At 34.3% G+C, this 15,923-nt stretch carries 14 protein-coding genes; 12 read left to right on the forward strand and 2 right to left on the reverse strand.

Annotation, left to right across the window (positions count from 1 at the left end):
* Positions 1-327 (forward strand): S1 RNA-binding domain-containing protein (locus ACPYKA_RS10525; protein ID WP_479542258.1); only part of this gene is annotated, 327 nt, incomplete at its 5' end.
* A 121-nt stretch (positions 328-448) separates the two neighbouring features.
* Here the strand turns inward: ACPYKA_RS10525 and ACPYKA_RS10530 are convergent.
* Together ACPYKA_RS10530 and ACPYKA_RS10535 are read right to left on the reverse strand one after the other, a co-directional pair.
* Positions 449-2,047, reverse strand: a complete 1,599-nt coding sequence (locus tag ACPYKA_RS10530; protein ID WP_479542259.1) for a Na/Pi cotransporter family protein — start codon at positions 2,045-2,047, stop codon at positions 449-451.
* Positions 2,048-2,198: 151 nt separating this feature from the next.
* Positions 2,199-2,831 (reverse strand): PhoU domain-containing protein, encoded by a 633-nt coding sequence (locus ACPYKA_RS10535; RefSeq protein WP_479542260.1) that lies wholly within the window; start codon positions 2,829-2,831, stop codon positions 2,199-2,201.
* A gap of 460 nt (positions 2,832-3,291) precedes the next feature.
* Here ACPYKA_RS10535 and ACPYKA_RS10540 point away from each other — a divergent pair, with 460 nt between their 5' ends.
* The 11 genes from ACPYKA_RS10540 (at position 3,292) to ACPYKA_RS10590 (ending at position 15,492) form a co-directional block, all read left to right on the forward strand.
* Entirely contained in the window at positions 3,292-4,119 is an 828-nt protein-coding gene (locus ACPYKA_RS10540) for an inositol monophosphatase family protein (protein WP_479542261.1), read from the forward strand.
* Positions 4,120-4,388: 269 nt separating this feature from the next.
* Positions 4,389-5,201 carry a Cof-type HAD-IIB family hydrolase gene (locus tag ACPYKA_RS10545; protein WP_479542262.1) on the forward strand — a complete coding sequence of 271 codons (813 nt, stop codon included), beginning with the start codon at positions 4,389-4,391 and terminating at the stop codon, positions 5,199-5,201.
* Between the two features lie 27 nt (positions 5,202-5,228).
* A complete protein-coding gene (locus ACPYKA_RS10550; RefSeq protein ID WP_479542263.1) occupies positions 5,229-6,119 on the forward strand; it encodes a sugar phosphate isomerase/epimerase family protein in 891 nt (296 codons plus the stop codon).
* Positions 6,120-6,137: 18 nt separating this feature from the next.
* Positions 6,138-6,995, forward strand: a complete 858-nt coding sequence (locus tag ACPYKA_RS10555; protein ID WP_479542264.1) for a phosphatase domain-containing putative toxin — start codon at positions 6,138-6,140, stop codon at positions 6,993-6,995.
* 18 nt (positions 6,996-7,013) lie between these two features.
* Complete coding sequence (locus ACPYKA_RS10560; RefSeq protein WP_479542265.1) at positions 7,014-8,162, forward strand: ABC transporter substrate-binding protein; 1,149 nt, start codon at positions 7,014-7,016, stop codon at positions 8,160-8,162.
* Between the two features lie 92 nt (positions 8,163-8,254).
* Positions 8,255-10,093 (forward strand): ABC transporter permease, encoded by a 1,839-nt coding sequence (locus tag ACPYKA_RS10565; RefSeq protein ID WP_479542266.1) that lies wholly within the window; start codon positions 8,255-8,257, stop codon positions 10,091-10,093.
* A 7-nt stretch (positions 10,094-10,100) separates the two neighbouring features.
* Entirely contained in the window at positions 10,101-11,231 is a 1,131-nt protein-coding gene (locus ACPYKA_RS10570; protein WP_479542267.1) for an ABC transporter ATP-binding protein, read from the forward strand.
* 373 nt (positions 11,232-11,604) lie between these two features.
* Positions 11,605-12,651 (forward strand): inositol 2-dehydrogenase, encoded by a 1,047-nt coding sequence (gene iolG, locus ACPYKA_RS10575; RefSeq protein WP_479542268.1) that lies wholly within the window; start codon positions 11,605-11,607, stop codon positions 12,649-12,651.
* 40 nt (positions 12,652-12,691) lie between these two features.
* Positions 12,692-13,492, forward strand: a complete 801-nt coding sequence (gene iolB, locus ACPYKA_RS10580; RefSeq protein WP_479542269.1) for a 5-deoxy-glucuronate isomerase — start codon at positions 12,692-12,694, stop codon at positions 13,490-13,492.
* 123 nt (positions 13,493-13,615) lie between these two features.
* On the forward strand, positions 13,616-14,614 hold the full coding sequence (gene iolC, locus ACPYKA_RS10585; RefSeq protein WP_479542270.1) for a 5-dehydro-2-deoxygluconokinase: 999 nt from the start codon (positions 13,616-13,618) through the stop codon (positions 14,612-14,614).
* Between the two features lie 17 nt (positions 14,615-14,631).
* A complete protein-coding gene (locus ACPYKA_RS10590; RefSeq protein WP_479542271.1) occupies positions 14,632-15,492 on the forward strand; it encodes a class II fructose-bisphosphate aldolase in 861 nt (286 codons plus the stop codon).
* The last annotated feature ends 431 nt before the right edge of the window (positions 15,493-15,923 follow it).

Genomic DNA, 15,923 nt, shown 5'->3' on the forward strand with positions numbered 1-15,923 from the left:
ACATTAACAGATATCATTGATGCACTTAGACGTCCAGGCCGAGATTTACGAGATGATTTTCCACAACCGATTTTAAAACAGAAAGTGTTATCATTAGAAGATTTAGAACAAGGTATGGAGATGGAAGGAACAGTCAGGAATGTTGTAGATTTCGGAGCATTTGTAGATATTGGAGTTGGTCAAGATGGACTTGTCCATATTTCCAAATTATCGACTAGATTTGTGAAGCATCCAATGGATGTAGTATCTGTTGGAGATGTCGTTACTGTTTGGGTAGACGATGTTGATGTGAATCGTAGTAGAATTGCACTGACAATGGTTAAATAAGAAAAATTGTTTCGCAAAAGAGTTTACAATTTAAGAGGAGAAAAACCTCATTTTCAGTTTAAACACTGTCTGCTAGCTGAAACGCTGGCAAACAGTGTTTAATTATTACATTCCATTTAAATCAAATTAACCCCATAACCGTACGCGATATATTAATTGAGTGATGATAAACTTGAAATAGTTGGTTGACCGTATCTAAATAAACAGCACTAATTTCTGGATTATATTCTTGATTATTAATTAAACTATTAAAGTGTTCAAATTTAATATCTTTCTCAAACTGATTTATCTCTGACTGTAGCTGAATATTTTTTCTTGCTAACTTTAGATCATTTTTTTTAAAAGCATTAACTGAATTAGAATATGTCTCTTCAATATAACCAAGAAGCTTAGTTAATTGTACTTGATCTTTTTCACTTAATTTGATATTTCTATGGTCTAATTGTTCTGCTTTATTTATAAATCGAACTACCATATCTCCGATGTGTTCAATATCATTTAGAACATTTAAAAGTTTAACTTCCATATTTGATTGCTTACTGGTTAGGTCTCGTTGTCCCAGCTTTAGTAGATATTGTTGAATTTCAATATAAGAAGCATCTATTAATTGCTCAACATTGTATATCGATTCACCATTTAAATTGCCAACAGTAAATTCTTTTAATTCACTGATCATATCTTTTTTGACCATGTCAGCTAAGCGATAAATTTCATGTTGACTGTTTGCTAAAGCTTCTTCCGGAACTTTTAAAAGTGCGTCATCTAAATTTACCTCAAATAGTATACTCTGTTCTTTTGGTGGAAAGATACGCTGAAATGCTTTAGCAATCAATGAAATAAATGGAAAGAACAAAATGACAATTCCTATATTGAATAGTGTATGAAAATGGGCAATTTGTCTTTCTGGACTTCCTGGTAACATTTGAATGGCATCAGTTAAAAGGAATAATAAAGGAAGAGTGACAATAACCCCCGTTGTCTTAAAGAAAAAATAAAAAAACGCTAACTTTTTTCCCTCTAAACGAGAGGCTAAACTAGAAATGACAACTGGAATAGTTGAACCAATATTTGCTCCTAATATTAAGGGTAAAACAGCAGGGAGTGTAAGTACATCAGAGGTAACAAATGCAATTCCTATAATAATTACAGCAGCACTACTATGCATTAGAGCTGTTAGTAACATTGCAATTATCGTAAACAATATAGGGTTTTCCGCTAAGTCAACGAGAAATTGTAATACACTTGCATTTTCGCTTAACGGTTCTACTGATGAAGTGATTAATCCAATTCCAAAGAAAATAAAACCAATACTTAATAAAATACTCCCTAAGTTTTTAAAAAAATTTTTTTTCAAGAACATTGAAAAAATTACACCAAGAAAAATAAAAATAGAAGCATATTGAGCAATGTCAAATGTTAATATTTGAACTGTAAATGTTGTACCAATAGCCGCCCCGAGTACGATTCCAAACGCTTGTGAAAGAGAGATTACAGCTTCCCCTACCAATCCCACAACCAAAATATTGGTTACAGTGCTGCTTTGGAGAAAAAATGTAACGGCAATACCACTTAATACGGCTTTAATTCTCGTGTTAGTAATAGAAGCAAGATATTCTCTCATTTTGGAAGCACCTATTTTTTGTAACACACCGCCTAAGATATTTGTTCCGTAAAGGAAGATACCTAACCCTCCAAGAAAACCTAAGATACTTACTAACATTGTAAATTTCCTCTCTACTTCTATTCTTTACTCTAAAACAATGGTTTAGGTCAATAATATATTTACATTTAATTAGGAAAAGCCTTAAAAATAAGCATAGGCAGAACGCCTTCAGATTAATATAACTTTGATGTGACAGAGATTCTTTCTTTTATTCTGCCAAGCTATTTATATAAACCCTTGCCGAGTTAACGAGATGGTCCCCTACTCTTTCTAAAAACCTACTTATAATAATCATTTTCAATTTACTTTCCGAAATATCTTTTTTATCATCAATTAAATTCGCGATATTTTTATACGTTTCTTTATTAAGATCATTTACATATTGATCATGAGAAACTACATCTTTAAGTGCTGAAATGTTATTATCACTGATCCCTTTAGCTAACCACTCCATCATATCTTTCTCTATGATAAGAAATTCCATTATTAACGGACGAAGCACGTTCACATCAACTACATTGCTAATAGTAATAATGTTAATGAGTTGGTCTCCAGCACGTTCAAGCTCACGTATAATTCGGTTCATAGAAAACAACCACTTAATTTCATCAGTATTTAATTGTTCTATTGAGAGGATCTCTAAAATATACTTTTCAATTCGTTTTTCATTTTTATCAATAACATCTTCCATTTGAAATATAGCATCTCTTTTATTTTCAGTTGGATTATTTAGGTAACAATCATATGAACTTGTCATATCGAGAAGAGAATTTATAATCTCTAATGTAAGTGATTTAATCTCTTTGCGTTTTTCCATGTAATATGTTTGGCGGATAAGCAATATATTCACCCCCTCCATGTAAGCGTTATCAATGAGCGAATAAACTTTAATGACCTCTAAAAATATATAAAAAGGTTTGTTTAATCTGAAGATGTTTACTTAAAACGTGAAAAATGATCAATTATTTAGTTAAGGGCTTTCCTATTGATTTTATAATTAGTATATTAACATCTTTTAGAAAATTTGTGAAGGTCTAAAATTAACTTTATTTTGGGAAATATTAAAATTAAACAAAAGATGAAGATTTAAAGAGAGGAATAGAACGTCAACCACCTATGCTGATTAAGTTTAAATTAGATGGAAAGGAACATACTTACGAAGCGAAAGCTCTTAAAAATCGTTTTATGGAAAACCCTTTCCTAAATATACTGGAAAAAATAAAAAGTTTAATGTAAACTTGTAGACAAATATTTTTTAATTTTTTATATATTCAGATCTAATAGGAGAGGGCGAAGTAAAGATGAATGGAGAAAAGAGACGATCTATTTTTAAACAGGCAAAATATTGGGTGGAGGAAGCAGGTTTTATTATAAGAAACAAAATTAATGATGACTTAAAAATTGACACAAAACTACACGAAGATGATCTCGTCACAGAAGTTGATAGAGAAATTGAAAAATATTTTGTGGAAAAAATAAAAGAAAAGTATCCTGATCACCTGATATTAGGAGAAGAAGGTTATGGAGATAATGTAACGTCAATGAAAGGAACTATATGGATTGTTGATCCGATAGATGGTACTAAAAATTTCGTTCATCAGAAGAAAAACTTTGCAATTTCTGTCGGAATTTATCAGGACGGAATAGGTGAAGTAGGCTTAATATATGATGTAATGGCAGATGTGCTATACAGTGCAATTCGAGAAGAAGGTGCCTATAGAAATGGTGAAAAAATTAACAAGTTAAAGAGAGACACTAAATTAGGGGAAGCAATCTTCTCATTTAAACACGAACTTCTTTGTAAGAGTGAAGAATTTAACGCACAAGTAATTGAAGACTTAGTAACTACTATCCGTGGTGTGAGATATGGAGGAACTGCATCTCTAGAAATTGCTCAAGTTGTAGCAGGCACTTCAGATGCTTATATATCGCAAAAATTGTCTCCATGGGATATTGCTGCTGGGATCATAATATTAACGGAGGTTGGAGGAGTAGCTTTTAGAAGTGATGGAGAGGCTATGAATATACTGGAAACAGGAACGGTTGTTGTCTGTAATAAGGTGTTAAAAGAAAGAATTTTAGATAGCTTACAGGGATGGCATGAAAATAAGAGTTTAGTACATGACTAACAATTTTTCAAAAAATTCACCCTTGACTTTCAATTCTGAACGTATTATAATGACTCCAAGCAAGTTAAGCGATTAACTAAAATAGAGTGAAAGAGGTGAAAATAATATTTATATGCTTACAGAATCAACTAGTCAAATTGTAGGGATTAACTGGTTATTGCTTAAAAATAAACTTTTAAAATGATTAAACCCCTTCTATGATTCGGGTAATCGCTTAACTCAAAATACTTAATTAATTGAGTTTAAAATGGTAGGTGGGATGGCCACGTATGAAGAATAAATTAATTGTTTCAGATTTAGATGGAACATTACTAAATAATAATCATGAAATTAGCAAAAAAAATCAGGAATGGGTTCAAAAGTTTAGATCAGCTGGAGGGTTATTCACATTTGCGACTGGCCGAATGGAAAATTCTGCATTACCTTACGCTGAATTACTAGGAGTAGATATTCCTATCATATCTTACAATGGGGCAAGGATATATTGTCCAACTACAAGAAAAATACTCTATGATAAAAACTTAATTGTTCCTTCCGAAATTTGGGATATTATTAACAGCACAAATGAGGAAAAAGGAGTATTTCTATACTCGGAAGGTAAACCTTTTGTCCTCGAAAGAAATCAAATAGTAAAAGAGTTTGAAAATAAAGAAAAGATTCAATGCATTCTGCACAAAGGTGATAGTCTAACTGACAAACCGCTTACGAAAATATTAATAATCATGAATGACACTTCAGAATTATACAGATTAAGTGAAGGAATAGAAAATAATGGTTTTAATTGTGAAATTGTATTTTCTGAAATTAATTACTTAGAAATATTACCGGCAGGTGTTTCTAAAGGTAAGGGCTTAACCAAATTAATTAACTTTTTAGAGATAGAAACACCTATTCATACGATTGCTATAGGTGATAATCTTAATGATATTTCTTTACTGAAAGCAGCTGATCAAGGTATTGCCGTAGGAAATGCACGAGATGAATTGAAAGCGATTGCAGATATAGTATTAACACAAAGTAATGAGGAAAATGCAGTAGCAACTGTGATTCAAAGCTATGAAGATAAAATACTGAAGATCTAATGGTTTTATGAAAGAGGAGTGAACAAATTGATTGGTGTTTCTATTCAAAACCTTGCATTTAGAGAAAATAATAAGGAACTTCTTGCGCAACATGATTGCTTCGAAGAATATATTTTATCATTAAAATCAAAGGGAGTTGATTCGATTGAAATCAGAAAACTCCCTAGAAAAATAAGCGAGGAAGATTTTGATCTAATTAACGCATCTATTGAGAAAATATGGCTTGCTGGCATGCAAATAACCATTCATGGAGACTTAACTGGTGAGAAATCAGGTGATACATTTTTAGAGATATATCCTTCAATGGAATATATTCTAAAGAACTTCCAGAAATATCAGAATAAAATTGTAATGACTTTACATGCATTGCAAGAACCTAGTAAATCTACTCAAAAAAGTCAAGATGAACTAAAAGAAGAAACAATATCTATGTTGGAAAAGTGGGTAAAATTAGTGGAAGAGGAAAACATACCAGTATATTTTGCTCTTGAAAACAATCGTAGTAAAGATAAATCAATCGACCCAGGGAACTCTTGTAAAGTAGTAATTGAAATGGTTCAAAGGGTAAATAGTAAGCATTTGGGAGTTTGTTGGGATATGGGCCATCTCTTTTCAAATCTTAATGAAGAAAGAGAATTAAGTATGACGATGGGAGAACTACCTTCTGAAGATTTTTTGAAAAGAGTAATTCATACACACATACACGCTCTTAATGACGACGGGAGAACGCACTTTCCATTAACCGAGGAATTTAAGTTGCCGATTGATGTGTACGTTAAAGCTCTACAAGAACAAAATTATAATGGTGTATACAATCTTGAACTTAGCTTTGATCGGTTTGCGAAAGAAGCTCCAGTCGCAGAACAAGTATTTACTTCTATTAATAGGTTAAAAGAATTGCAAACGGTTGATGTTTAGAAATTAGGAGGGATATAAATGAGTTTTGATGTAAAGATTCCTGAATCTAAATTAATTGTAGATCAAGACAACATTTATGAACTGCCAAGAAGATTTAGGTCAATTACAGATTATATAAACGATTCAAATTTAGATAATGTTGACATAACAGGATTGTTCGAACTAAATATTTCAGGCAGCGGAGTCTTTTCTCAAAAAGGGCTGCAAAAGATGAAAGAAGAAATTAACCATCCATCGATTACTATAGTGGATACAAGAAATGAATCACATGGATATGTTAATGGGATGGCTATTAGCTGGTATGGAAAGAACAACTATGTTAATAAGAGTTTAACACCTGAGGAAGTAATGGCTATAGAAAGAAAAAACCTTGATAGTTTAAAAGGAAAAGAAACCATTGAATTTGAAGAATGGAAGGGTAAATCCATCCCGATGCAAGAGCCAGTTAAACCACAGACAGTTCAAACAGAAGAACAAATGGTTAAAAAAGAAGGACTTGGGTACCTACGTTTGTTTGTAACAGACCACAATAAGCCTTCCGACGAACAAATTGATCGCTTTGTCAATTTTGTGAGAGCGCTACCAAAAGGAGAATGGTTACATTTCCATTGTCGAGGTGGAGTGGGAAGAACCACAACGTTTATGATTTTTTATGATATGTTAAATAACGCTTCAAAAGTTAGTTGTGAAGATATCATTAAACGTCAACACTTAATTGGTGGAAGAGATATGTATAATCTGTCAAAAGGAACATATAAACATGAGGCTGCAGTTGAAAGATTAGAATTAATAGAAAAGTTTTATGATTATTGTTTGATAAATCACAAATCCAAATATTTTACCAGCTGGTCTGATTGGACAGAACAAAATAAATAAATTATATGGAGGCTTAAAATGAAGAATGCTAGAAAATTGTTGTTGTTCATATTGACGATTGGATTTTTGGTGCTTGTGGCTTGTAGTGCTGAAGCTGAGGAAACAAAGAATGACTCTAGTAATACATTTAGTGAAGAAGATTTTAACAAGTCAGTTGATGAGCTATATGAAAAAGCAAAAGAGGAAGGCAAAGTAGTAGTCTATGCTAAAGGTAGTAAATTTAAGGACGTAAAGAATTCCTTTGAAGCAGAGTATCCTGGAATCACGGTAGAACCGTACAAGATTGAAAAAATGGAAATTAGAGAAAAAATGGTTAGAGAACAAGATTCGGGAGTTTTTAATGCGGATGTTATCCATACAGATGTTGAAAAAGACCTTGTTGAAAAGGGCTATCTTTATCCGTTCAAACCAAAAGACATTATGGAAAAATTCGCTGACGGTTATAAGGATGCAGAGTTTCCAACTCATTATTTAACTGTAAGCCCGATCATTTATAATACAGAGGTATATGATGAACCTCCTGTAGATAATTGGTGGGATTTAACAGAGCCAGAATGGAAAGGTAAGGTTTTACTTAATGATCCTGTCTCCAATGCGACGTATTCCGAACTTATGGTTACAATCATTCAAGATGCCGACGAAATGGCAGAAGCATATAAAGAAAAATATGGTAAAGAGATTGAACTAACTGAAGAAAATGCGGGATATGAATTTATTGCTCGTTTTATTGAAAATGACCCCGTTTTAATGTCTTCCGGAGAAGATATTATTGATAGCGTTAGTCAAAAAGGTCAAACAGATCCCCCTATTGGATTTGCATCTTCAAGTAAGCTTAGGCATATTGAGCAATCAGGATTACCAATCGAAGCGAGCTTTGACATGAAACCAAGAATATCGGTTAAATCTTCTAGTGTGCTTTATATTGCAAATAATGCTCCTCATCCAAACGCTGCCATGCTATTAGCACGATGGGCAATGGGAGAAGAGGACGGGAAAGCAGAAGGGTTGAAACCATTTAATTTGTATGGTGCGTGGGTTCCTAGGACTGATGTTGACAACCCTAACCCATTCCCAGTTGACGAGATTGTAGCATGGGAGGCAGATGAACAATTTTATAATGAAAATTTTCCGAAATTCAGGAATTTTTGGATATCAAAGATAGATTAGTTGTGTATTTCAATTGATAAGAGAATGCGAGTTCACTCTGCATTCTCTATCCTAAAACAAAACAATTTACTTGAAATGGAGTGTGATAATTAATGAGTACTAATAGTAGAACAGTTGGCTCTTCGAAATTTAATAAAGCTAGATTAGCTAATATGACAAAATCATTCTTGTCAAACCCTATTTACTTAATTAGTATAATAGCCATAATTTTCTTGATTTACACGATTGTAATTCCTTTGTGGCAAATGCTTTCAAGTACACTTATATGGGAAGAGGGGGATATCCTATTTAATGCGGATGCAGAACCCGGAAAGCTCACTCTTCAACATTGGCTAAACATTTTAACGGGTGAAACAAGCAAAAATATTTTTTATAAGCCAATATTTCGCTCCTTAAGTATAGGTGTAGCTGTATCTTTTATTGCTATGATCATGGGTGTAACATTGGCCTGGCTAGTAACACGTTCAGACATACCTTATAAAAAAACGTTAGCCTTTTTAGCTGTCATCCCATACATGATCCCATCTTGGATGAAATCTATGGCGTGGATGGTAGTATTTAAAAATGATCGTATTGGTGGGGCTCCAGGTTTCATCCAATATATGTTTGGTATAAGTCCACCTGACTGGATATCATACGGCTTCTTGCCGATCGTTATTGTACTTGGCGGGATGCATTACTATGTATATTTCTTTTTACTAGCTTCGGCTGCTTTTAACTCTATTAATAGTAGTTTAGAAGAAACTGCTGATATACTCGGCGCGCCAAGAACGACTATATTAAGGAGAATTACGTTTCCATTAATATTACCGGCTATTTTATCCGGAGTTATCCTAGTATTTTCCAAGGCGATAGGTACTTTTGGACCGGCAGCTTTTCTTGGTCTACCTGTAAATTATTATGTTATTTCTACAATGCTATATAGTAGTATGAAAACTGGAATGGCAACTGAAGGGTATATGTTGAGTTTAACGATGATCGTTTTAGCAAGTTTAGTTATTTATATCAATCAAAAGGTAATAGGAAAAAGAAAAGGGTACGATACAGTAGGAGGAAAAGACGGAAGAAAAACCTTAATGAAATTAGGACGTTGGCGAATGCCGATTTTCGGTATAGTGGTTACATTCATGTTATCTGCAGCTGTCTTACCTTTAGCACTATTAATACTTCAGTCTTTCATGTTAAAAGATGGAGTCTATAGCTTAAGTAACTTTACGACTCATTTCTGGGTAGGGAAATCAAATCCAGATATTGCAATGGGTACGGTTGGAGTCTTAGTTAACGAATCAATTGGTTTAGCTTTAAAGAACTCGTTAACAATTTCCTTAATTGGTGCTGGTGTTGCTGCAATCATTGGTATCACCTTTGGTTATGTAGTTGCTAAAGGTAGAAACTCTGTAACGGGTAAAGTAGTGGAGCAACTTGCCTTTGCACCTTATTTAATTCCTGGAATTGCGTTGTCAGCAATTTATCTAACAATGTTTGCTAAACCGGGATTATTCATCCCATCCTTATATGGTACATTAACATTAATTATTTTAATCACTATAGTTAAAGATCTTCCTTTTGCAACTCGATCCGGGGTAAGTAATATGTTTCAGATAAGTGGTGAACTAGAAGAAGCTGCAAAGATCCAAGGAGCTTCATTCTTCAAAAGATTTATAAGAATCATGTTCCCTTTAACAAAACAAGGGTTACTAAGTGCATTTTTAATTGGATTTATAAGTGCTATGAAACAACTGGATTTAGTGCTTTTATTGGTAACACCAAAAACAGGTACTTTACCAACTTTAACTTTTGAATATGCAGAAACCGGCTATCCACAATTCGCAAACGCAATTATGTTAATCATCATTGCAATCACGATGGTTACTTATTATATAGCTGTTAAATGGGGTAAAGCAGATCTTACAAAAGGTATAGGAGGGTGATTTAATTATGAGTAGAATTGAACTTAAAAATATTAATAAATACTTTGGTAATAACCATGTGCTAAAAGATATTAATTTTGTAATTGAAGATGGAGACTTTATGACTTTATTAGGACCATCCGGTTGTGGAAAAACTACTACGTTAAGGGTTATAACCGGGTTAGAAAATCCTGAAGAAGGGATTGTCACTATTGGTGGAAAAGAAGTAGTTAATGGTCAAAATCGTTATTATGCTTCTCCAGCTAGTCGAAACTTGAATTTAGTATTTCAAAGTTATGCTTTATGGCCTCATATGACTGTATATGATAACGTTGCATTTGGTCTCACTATTAAAAAAGTTCCTAAAAAGGAAATTAGGGCAAGGGTTGAAGCAGCTCTAGATAAACTACAAATCTTACCTTATATTGATCGTTATCCATCTGAATTATCTGGTGGTCAGCAACAAAGAGTATCGATCGCAAGAGCTATTGTAACAGAACCTAAAATCCTATTATTAGATGAACCGCTTTCTAACTTAGATGCAAAGTTAAGATTGGAAATGAGAGCAGAACTAAAACGCTTGCATAGTGAATTAGATACTACCATTATTTATGTAACCCATGATCAAGTAGAGGCACTAACATTATCAACAAAGATAGCTGTATTTTTTGAGGGAGAACTGGCACAATTAGATAAACCTAGAAACATTTATCGTGAACCGGCTGACCTAAGAGTTGCAGATTTTGTAGGAAATCCACAAATTAACTTAATTGAGGGAATTGCTACTTATCGAGACGGTCATTTGGTCACGGAGTCAAGTCTTGGGAAATTAGCTATCCCTTTCAATCATGTTCACTCCGGCGATATAGTAATATCCGCTTATCCAGAGGATATACAAATTCATACCGAAAAGGTAGATGAAGCAGTAGGTTGTAAAGTTTATTCTGTATTACCTGCAGGATCTGAAACATTGGTGCAGTTGGCATTAAACGATAATACAATTATCCTTGCTAAATATATGGGGGAAAGAGACTTTATAATCGGAAGTGAAGTCTGGATTAGTTTTTCTTCCAATAAGCTAAATGTCTATGATAAAGAAACTGGCGTACTGCTCAGTAAAGAAGTGGAAAGTGAGGAAGCAAAGGTTTTACATGCTTAAATCTCTGACTAATACATGTTCACTTTATTATAGTACGTGTTCAAAAAGGAGGATAAAAAGGACCCGTCGGCTAAATGAGCTGACGTCCTGTCAGCAACGCCGACACTAGCACGTCCTGTGCGTCGAAAGTTCGAGGCGGCTTAGTTTCGAGCAGCGGAATGTATGCATTTAGATACATGAGCAGCGGAGAAGCAAGCCAACGAAGAAATTCGCAGTGTCATTTTTACCGGACTTTTTGAACATCCTCTTATAGAAATTAATAAAGGAGATTAAATAAGTGAGAAAGCAATTATATGAGCACCATGTTTATCAGACCCTTTTACTTGGTGCTCTAAATAAAATTCTCCATTAAAATTTAGTGAGGTGATGGATATTGAATAAATTAAGAATAGGCATTATTGGAGCAGGTAGGATAGGACAACTACATGCTAAAAATGTCTTAGATCTAGATATGTTTTCTTTAGAAGTGATTACTGATATAAACATCAATCATTTAATAGGAACGGAACTTGAAAAAAGAGTTCCAATAATAACAACAGACCCGGGCAACGTTCTAGATAATCCAGAGGTTGATGCTGTGTTTATCTGTTCGTCCACTGATACACATGCTGAATATATAAAGAAAGCAGCAAGAGCTGGAAAACATATATTTTGTGAAAAACCTATAAGTTTCAATCTCGAAGATACTAGAGAAGCATTAAGAGTTGTACAGGAAGCAGGTGTAAAGTTTCAGTCCGGTTTTAACAGAAGATTTGATAAAAACTTTCGAAAAGTTTATGAAAATGTTCGTAATGGTCAGATTGGGTCGCCGCAAATCATTAAGGTAAGCTCACGAGATCCTGAAATTCCATCAGAAGAATATATTAAAACTTCTGGCGGTATGTTTATGGATATGACTATCCATGACTTTGATATGATGAGATATTTATCGGGAAGTGAAGTTGTAGAGGTTTCGGTTAAAGCAGTAAACCTTGTTGATCCGATATTTGCAAAACACAAAGATGTCGATACAGCTATTATCACTCTTACCTTTGAAAATGGAGCGATAGGAGTTATTGATAACAGTAGACGTGCAGTTTATGGGTATGACCAACGGATCGAAGTTTTTGGAGATAAGGGAATGGTTGCTTCTGATAATATTAAAGAAACAAGCATTGAAATCTCTACCCGAGAAGTAACTATAATGGATAATCCTAAATATTTCTTCTTAGAAAGATATGAAGAAGCTTACTTGGAAGAGATTAAATATTTTGCAAATGCTATTTTGAAAAATCAGCCACTTGCATGTACGGGTGAAGATGGTTTTAAAGCAGAACTTTTGGCATATGCAGCGAACGTATCTTGGAAAGAAAAACGATCTGTAAATCTGTCAGAAATTATGTGTAAAGAACAGAAAATCAATACAACGATGGTAAAGTAGTGCATATGATTAAGCGCTTAACTAGAGGGAGGGGTATAATATGTCAAAATTACTCTTAAAGTCAACACAACCAGACAAAGAAGGAGCATTATTTAGAGTTACACCTGAGTCGGTACCTTGGCAATATGTCGGATTCGAAGTGTATACATTGCGAGAGGGAGAGCTACTTGAAAGAAATACAGGAAGCAATGAAATATGCCTTGTCTTACTGTCCGGGAAGGCTGATGTAAAAACAAGAGAAGAGTCATTTAATGAGCTTGGTAAAAGAATGAGTGTCTTTGAGAAAATTCCACCTTATTCAGTTTACATTCCTAATAATGACTATTATTCTGTAAAAGCTCTCACCAATATTGAAATAGCAATATGCTTAGCTCCTGGGAAAAATAATCATAGAGCTCGCCTGATCCCACCTGAAGATGTAATAGTTGAAGAGCGCGGATCAGGCAAAATGAGCCGAAAAGTTCATAATATACTACCTGAAGAAAAAGGGGCTGATAGCTTATTAGTAGTCGAGGTGTTTACCCCTGAAGGTAATACCTCCAGCTATCCACCTCATAAACATGATAAGGAAAATTTACCTTTTGAGTCCTATTTAGAAGAAACGTATTACCATAAATTAAATCCTAAAGAAGGTTTTGCATTTCAAAGAGTTTATAATGATGACCGTAGTTTGGATGAATCAATAACTATAGAAAATAATACAGTAGTGCTAGTTCCCGAAGGTTATCACCCGGTTTCCTGTATTCCAGGATATGAATCCTATTATTTAAATGTAATGGCTGGTCCAGAACGTACATGGAAGTTTCATAATGATCCAGATCATGAGTGGTTATTTAAATAAGATAACATAAGCCGAGAATTCATTTATAAATCCCATAACTTTTAAAAGATAGTTAACTTTTGGAATACCAGAGACAAAGAGAATAGTAAGTTAGTTCTATATAGAAAACTTGGAGGGAAATATGTGTATAATTTGGAATTCATTGCTAATCGACAATTCGATTTAATTGGCATAGGGAGATTATGTATTGATTTAAATGCTGATCAATTTAATAGGCCAATGGAAGAAACTTCTTCATTTACTAAGTATGTTGGAGGATCACCGGCTAATATTGCTATTGGATCAGCACGTCTTGGCCTGAAAAGTGGTTTTATCGGAAAAGTTTCAGATGATCAAATGGGACGTTATATTGTGCAATATCTTCGGAAAAATGATCTAGATACTTCCGGTATCGTATTTGATAATACAGGAGCGGTAACAGGGTTAGCCTTTACGGAAATTAAAAGTCCAGAAGAATGCAGTATCTTAATGTATCGTGACAATGTGGCTGATCTAAAGTTAGAAACGACCGAGGTCTCGGAAGATTATATTAAGCAATCTAAAACATTATTAATATCTGGAACTGCTCTTGCAGCAAGTCCTTCAAGAGAAGCTGTATTTTTAGCCCTAGAGTATGCACGAAAGCATAATGTTATTGTCGTTTTTGATCTTGATTACCGCCCATATACTTGGACATCCGATAAAGAAACAGCTGTTTATTATAACTTGGCTGCTGAAAAATGTGATGTCATTATCGGCACAAGAGAAGAATTTGATATGATGGAACAATTTGAAAAGGAAAAGAAAACAGATGAACAAACAGCTCAAAAATGGTTCGATTATCATGCGGAAATAATTGTTATCAAACATGGAGGTGATGGCTCCATCACTTATACAAAAGATGGCAATCGTTATAGAGGAGGTACGTTTAAAACAAATGTATTAAAAACATTTGGAGCAGGGGATTCCTATGCATCCGCATTTATTTATGGGTTGATGAATCAATGGGATATTCCAAAGTCAATGGAATTTGGAAGTGCTTCAGCGGCAATTGTCATTTCTAAACATAGTTGCTCAGAGGCAATGCCCACAAAAGAGGAAATCATGAAATTTATGGAAAATGCTGAATTAATAAAAGCATAACAACGAGGAGGAGCAATATGTTAGTAGATCTTAATCACGTTCTAAAGCATACGGTAAAAGCAAATTTTGCGGTCCCGGCATTTAATGTATTTGGCTATGAAGATGCAAAGGCAGTGATTGATGGGGCAGAAGAATTAAATGCCCCTGTAATACTAGCAACCAATAAAGTAGCGATTGCTCATATGCCGATACAAATTTTAGGAGAGTTACTAACGGGACTCGCTGAAAATGCAAAAGTCCCAGTTGTTGTTCATTTAGATCACGGGGGTGACTTCGATACAGTTGCCCAAGCGTTAAAAGCCGGTTATAGTTCCGTCATGTATGATGGTTCTCAACTATCTTTTGAAGAAAATATTAGAACAACAAAAGAAATAGTAAAAATGTCTCATTCATTCGGTGTCCCTGTAGAAGCGGAAATAGGTTCCGTCGGTTACACGGATCCCCGTTTAGGAATTAAGGGAGCTTTAACTGACCCTATCGAAGCAAAAGAATTTGCTGATCAGACAAATGTAGATGCCTTGGCTGTAGCTGTAGGAACTGTTCATAGAATGGAACAGCAAGCCGCACAAATCCAATTTGATTTAATCGACCAAATTCAATCATTAGTTAACGTCCCACTTGTTATGCACGGTTCTACAGGGATTACCGATGAAGATTTAGGGAAGATTGTTGAAACAAATTTTGGAAAGGTCAATATAGGCACAGCTCTCAGGATGGCGTTTGGAAATACATTAAGAAAAAATATCGAGAAAGATCCAAATATATACGACCGTATAGAATTGTTTCAAGACTCAATGGAAGCAGTAAAAGAAGAAGCGAAAAAGAAAATTAGATTACTTAATACTAGTAATTACAATCTAGTTGAATCAATTTCATAAATCAATATAGCGCTTCAAAACCGATCGATTTTATTTGAGCAAAAAGGCTTTCACTCCAGGTGGTCGCTTTCACCCTTAGGGCACAAGTGCAACATCTGTGAATGCTTTCCTTCGGTCGCATTCACAGTGTCTTCTTTGTCGGTACGGCTGATATGCCACCTCAGGCTATCGCCGTCTTGCGGTTTTATTCTAGAAGTAATCTATTATGGGAAGTTAACTTAGTAACAGTGAGTTAAAAAGCTAGAACAAAATATATAGAGTGACTAATTAAAAGGAAAAGTTATACCTAAATAAGTTGAATTTTAAGATAGTTAATTATATAGAGGGAGGAATAGTAATGGAACAAACAGCGGTTAAGACATTAAAAAACTATATAGGAGGAGAGTGGGTCGAGGCAAAAACAGATCAAACGGAACCAGTTTATAACCCAG

This window comes from Pseudogracilibacillus amylolyticus (SeqCode), assembly GCF_051918545.1.
Classification (GTDB): domain Bacteria; phylum Bacillota; class Bacilli; order Bacillales; family Amphibacillaceae; genus Pseudogracilibacillus.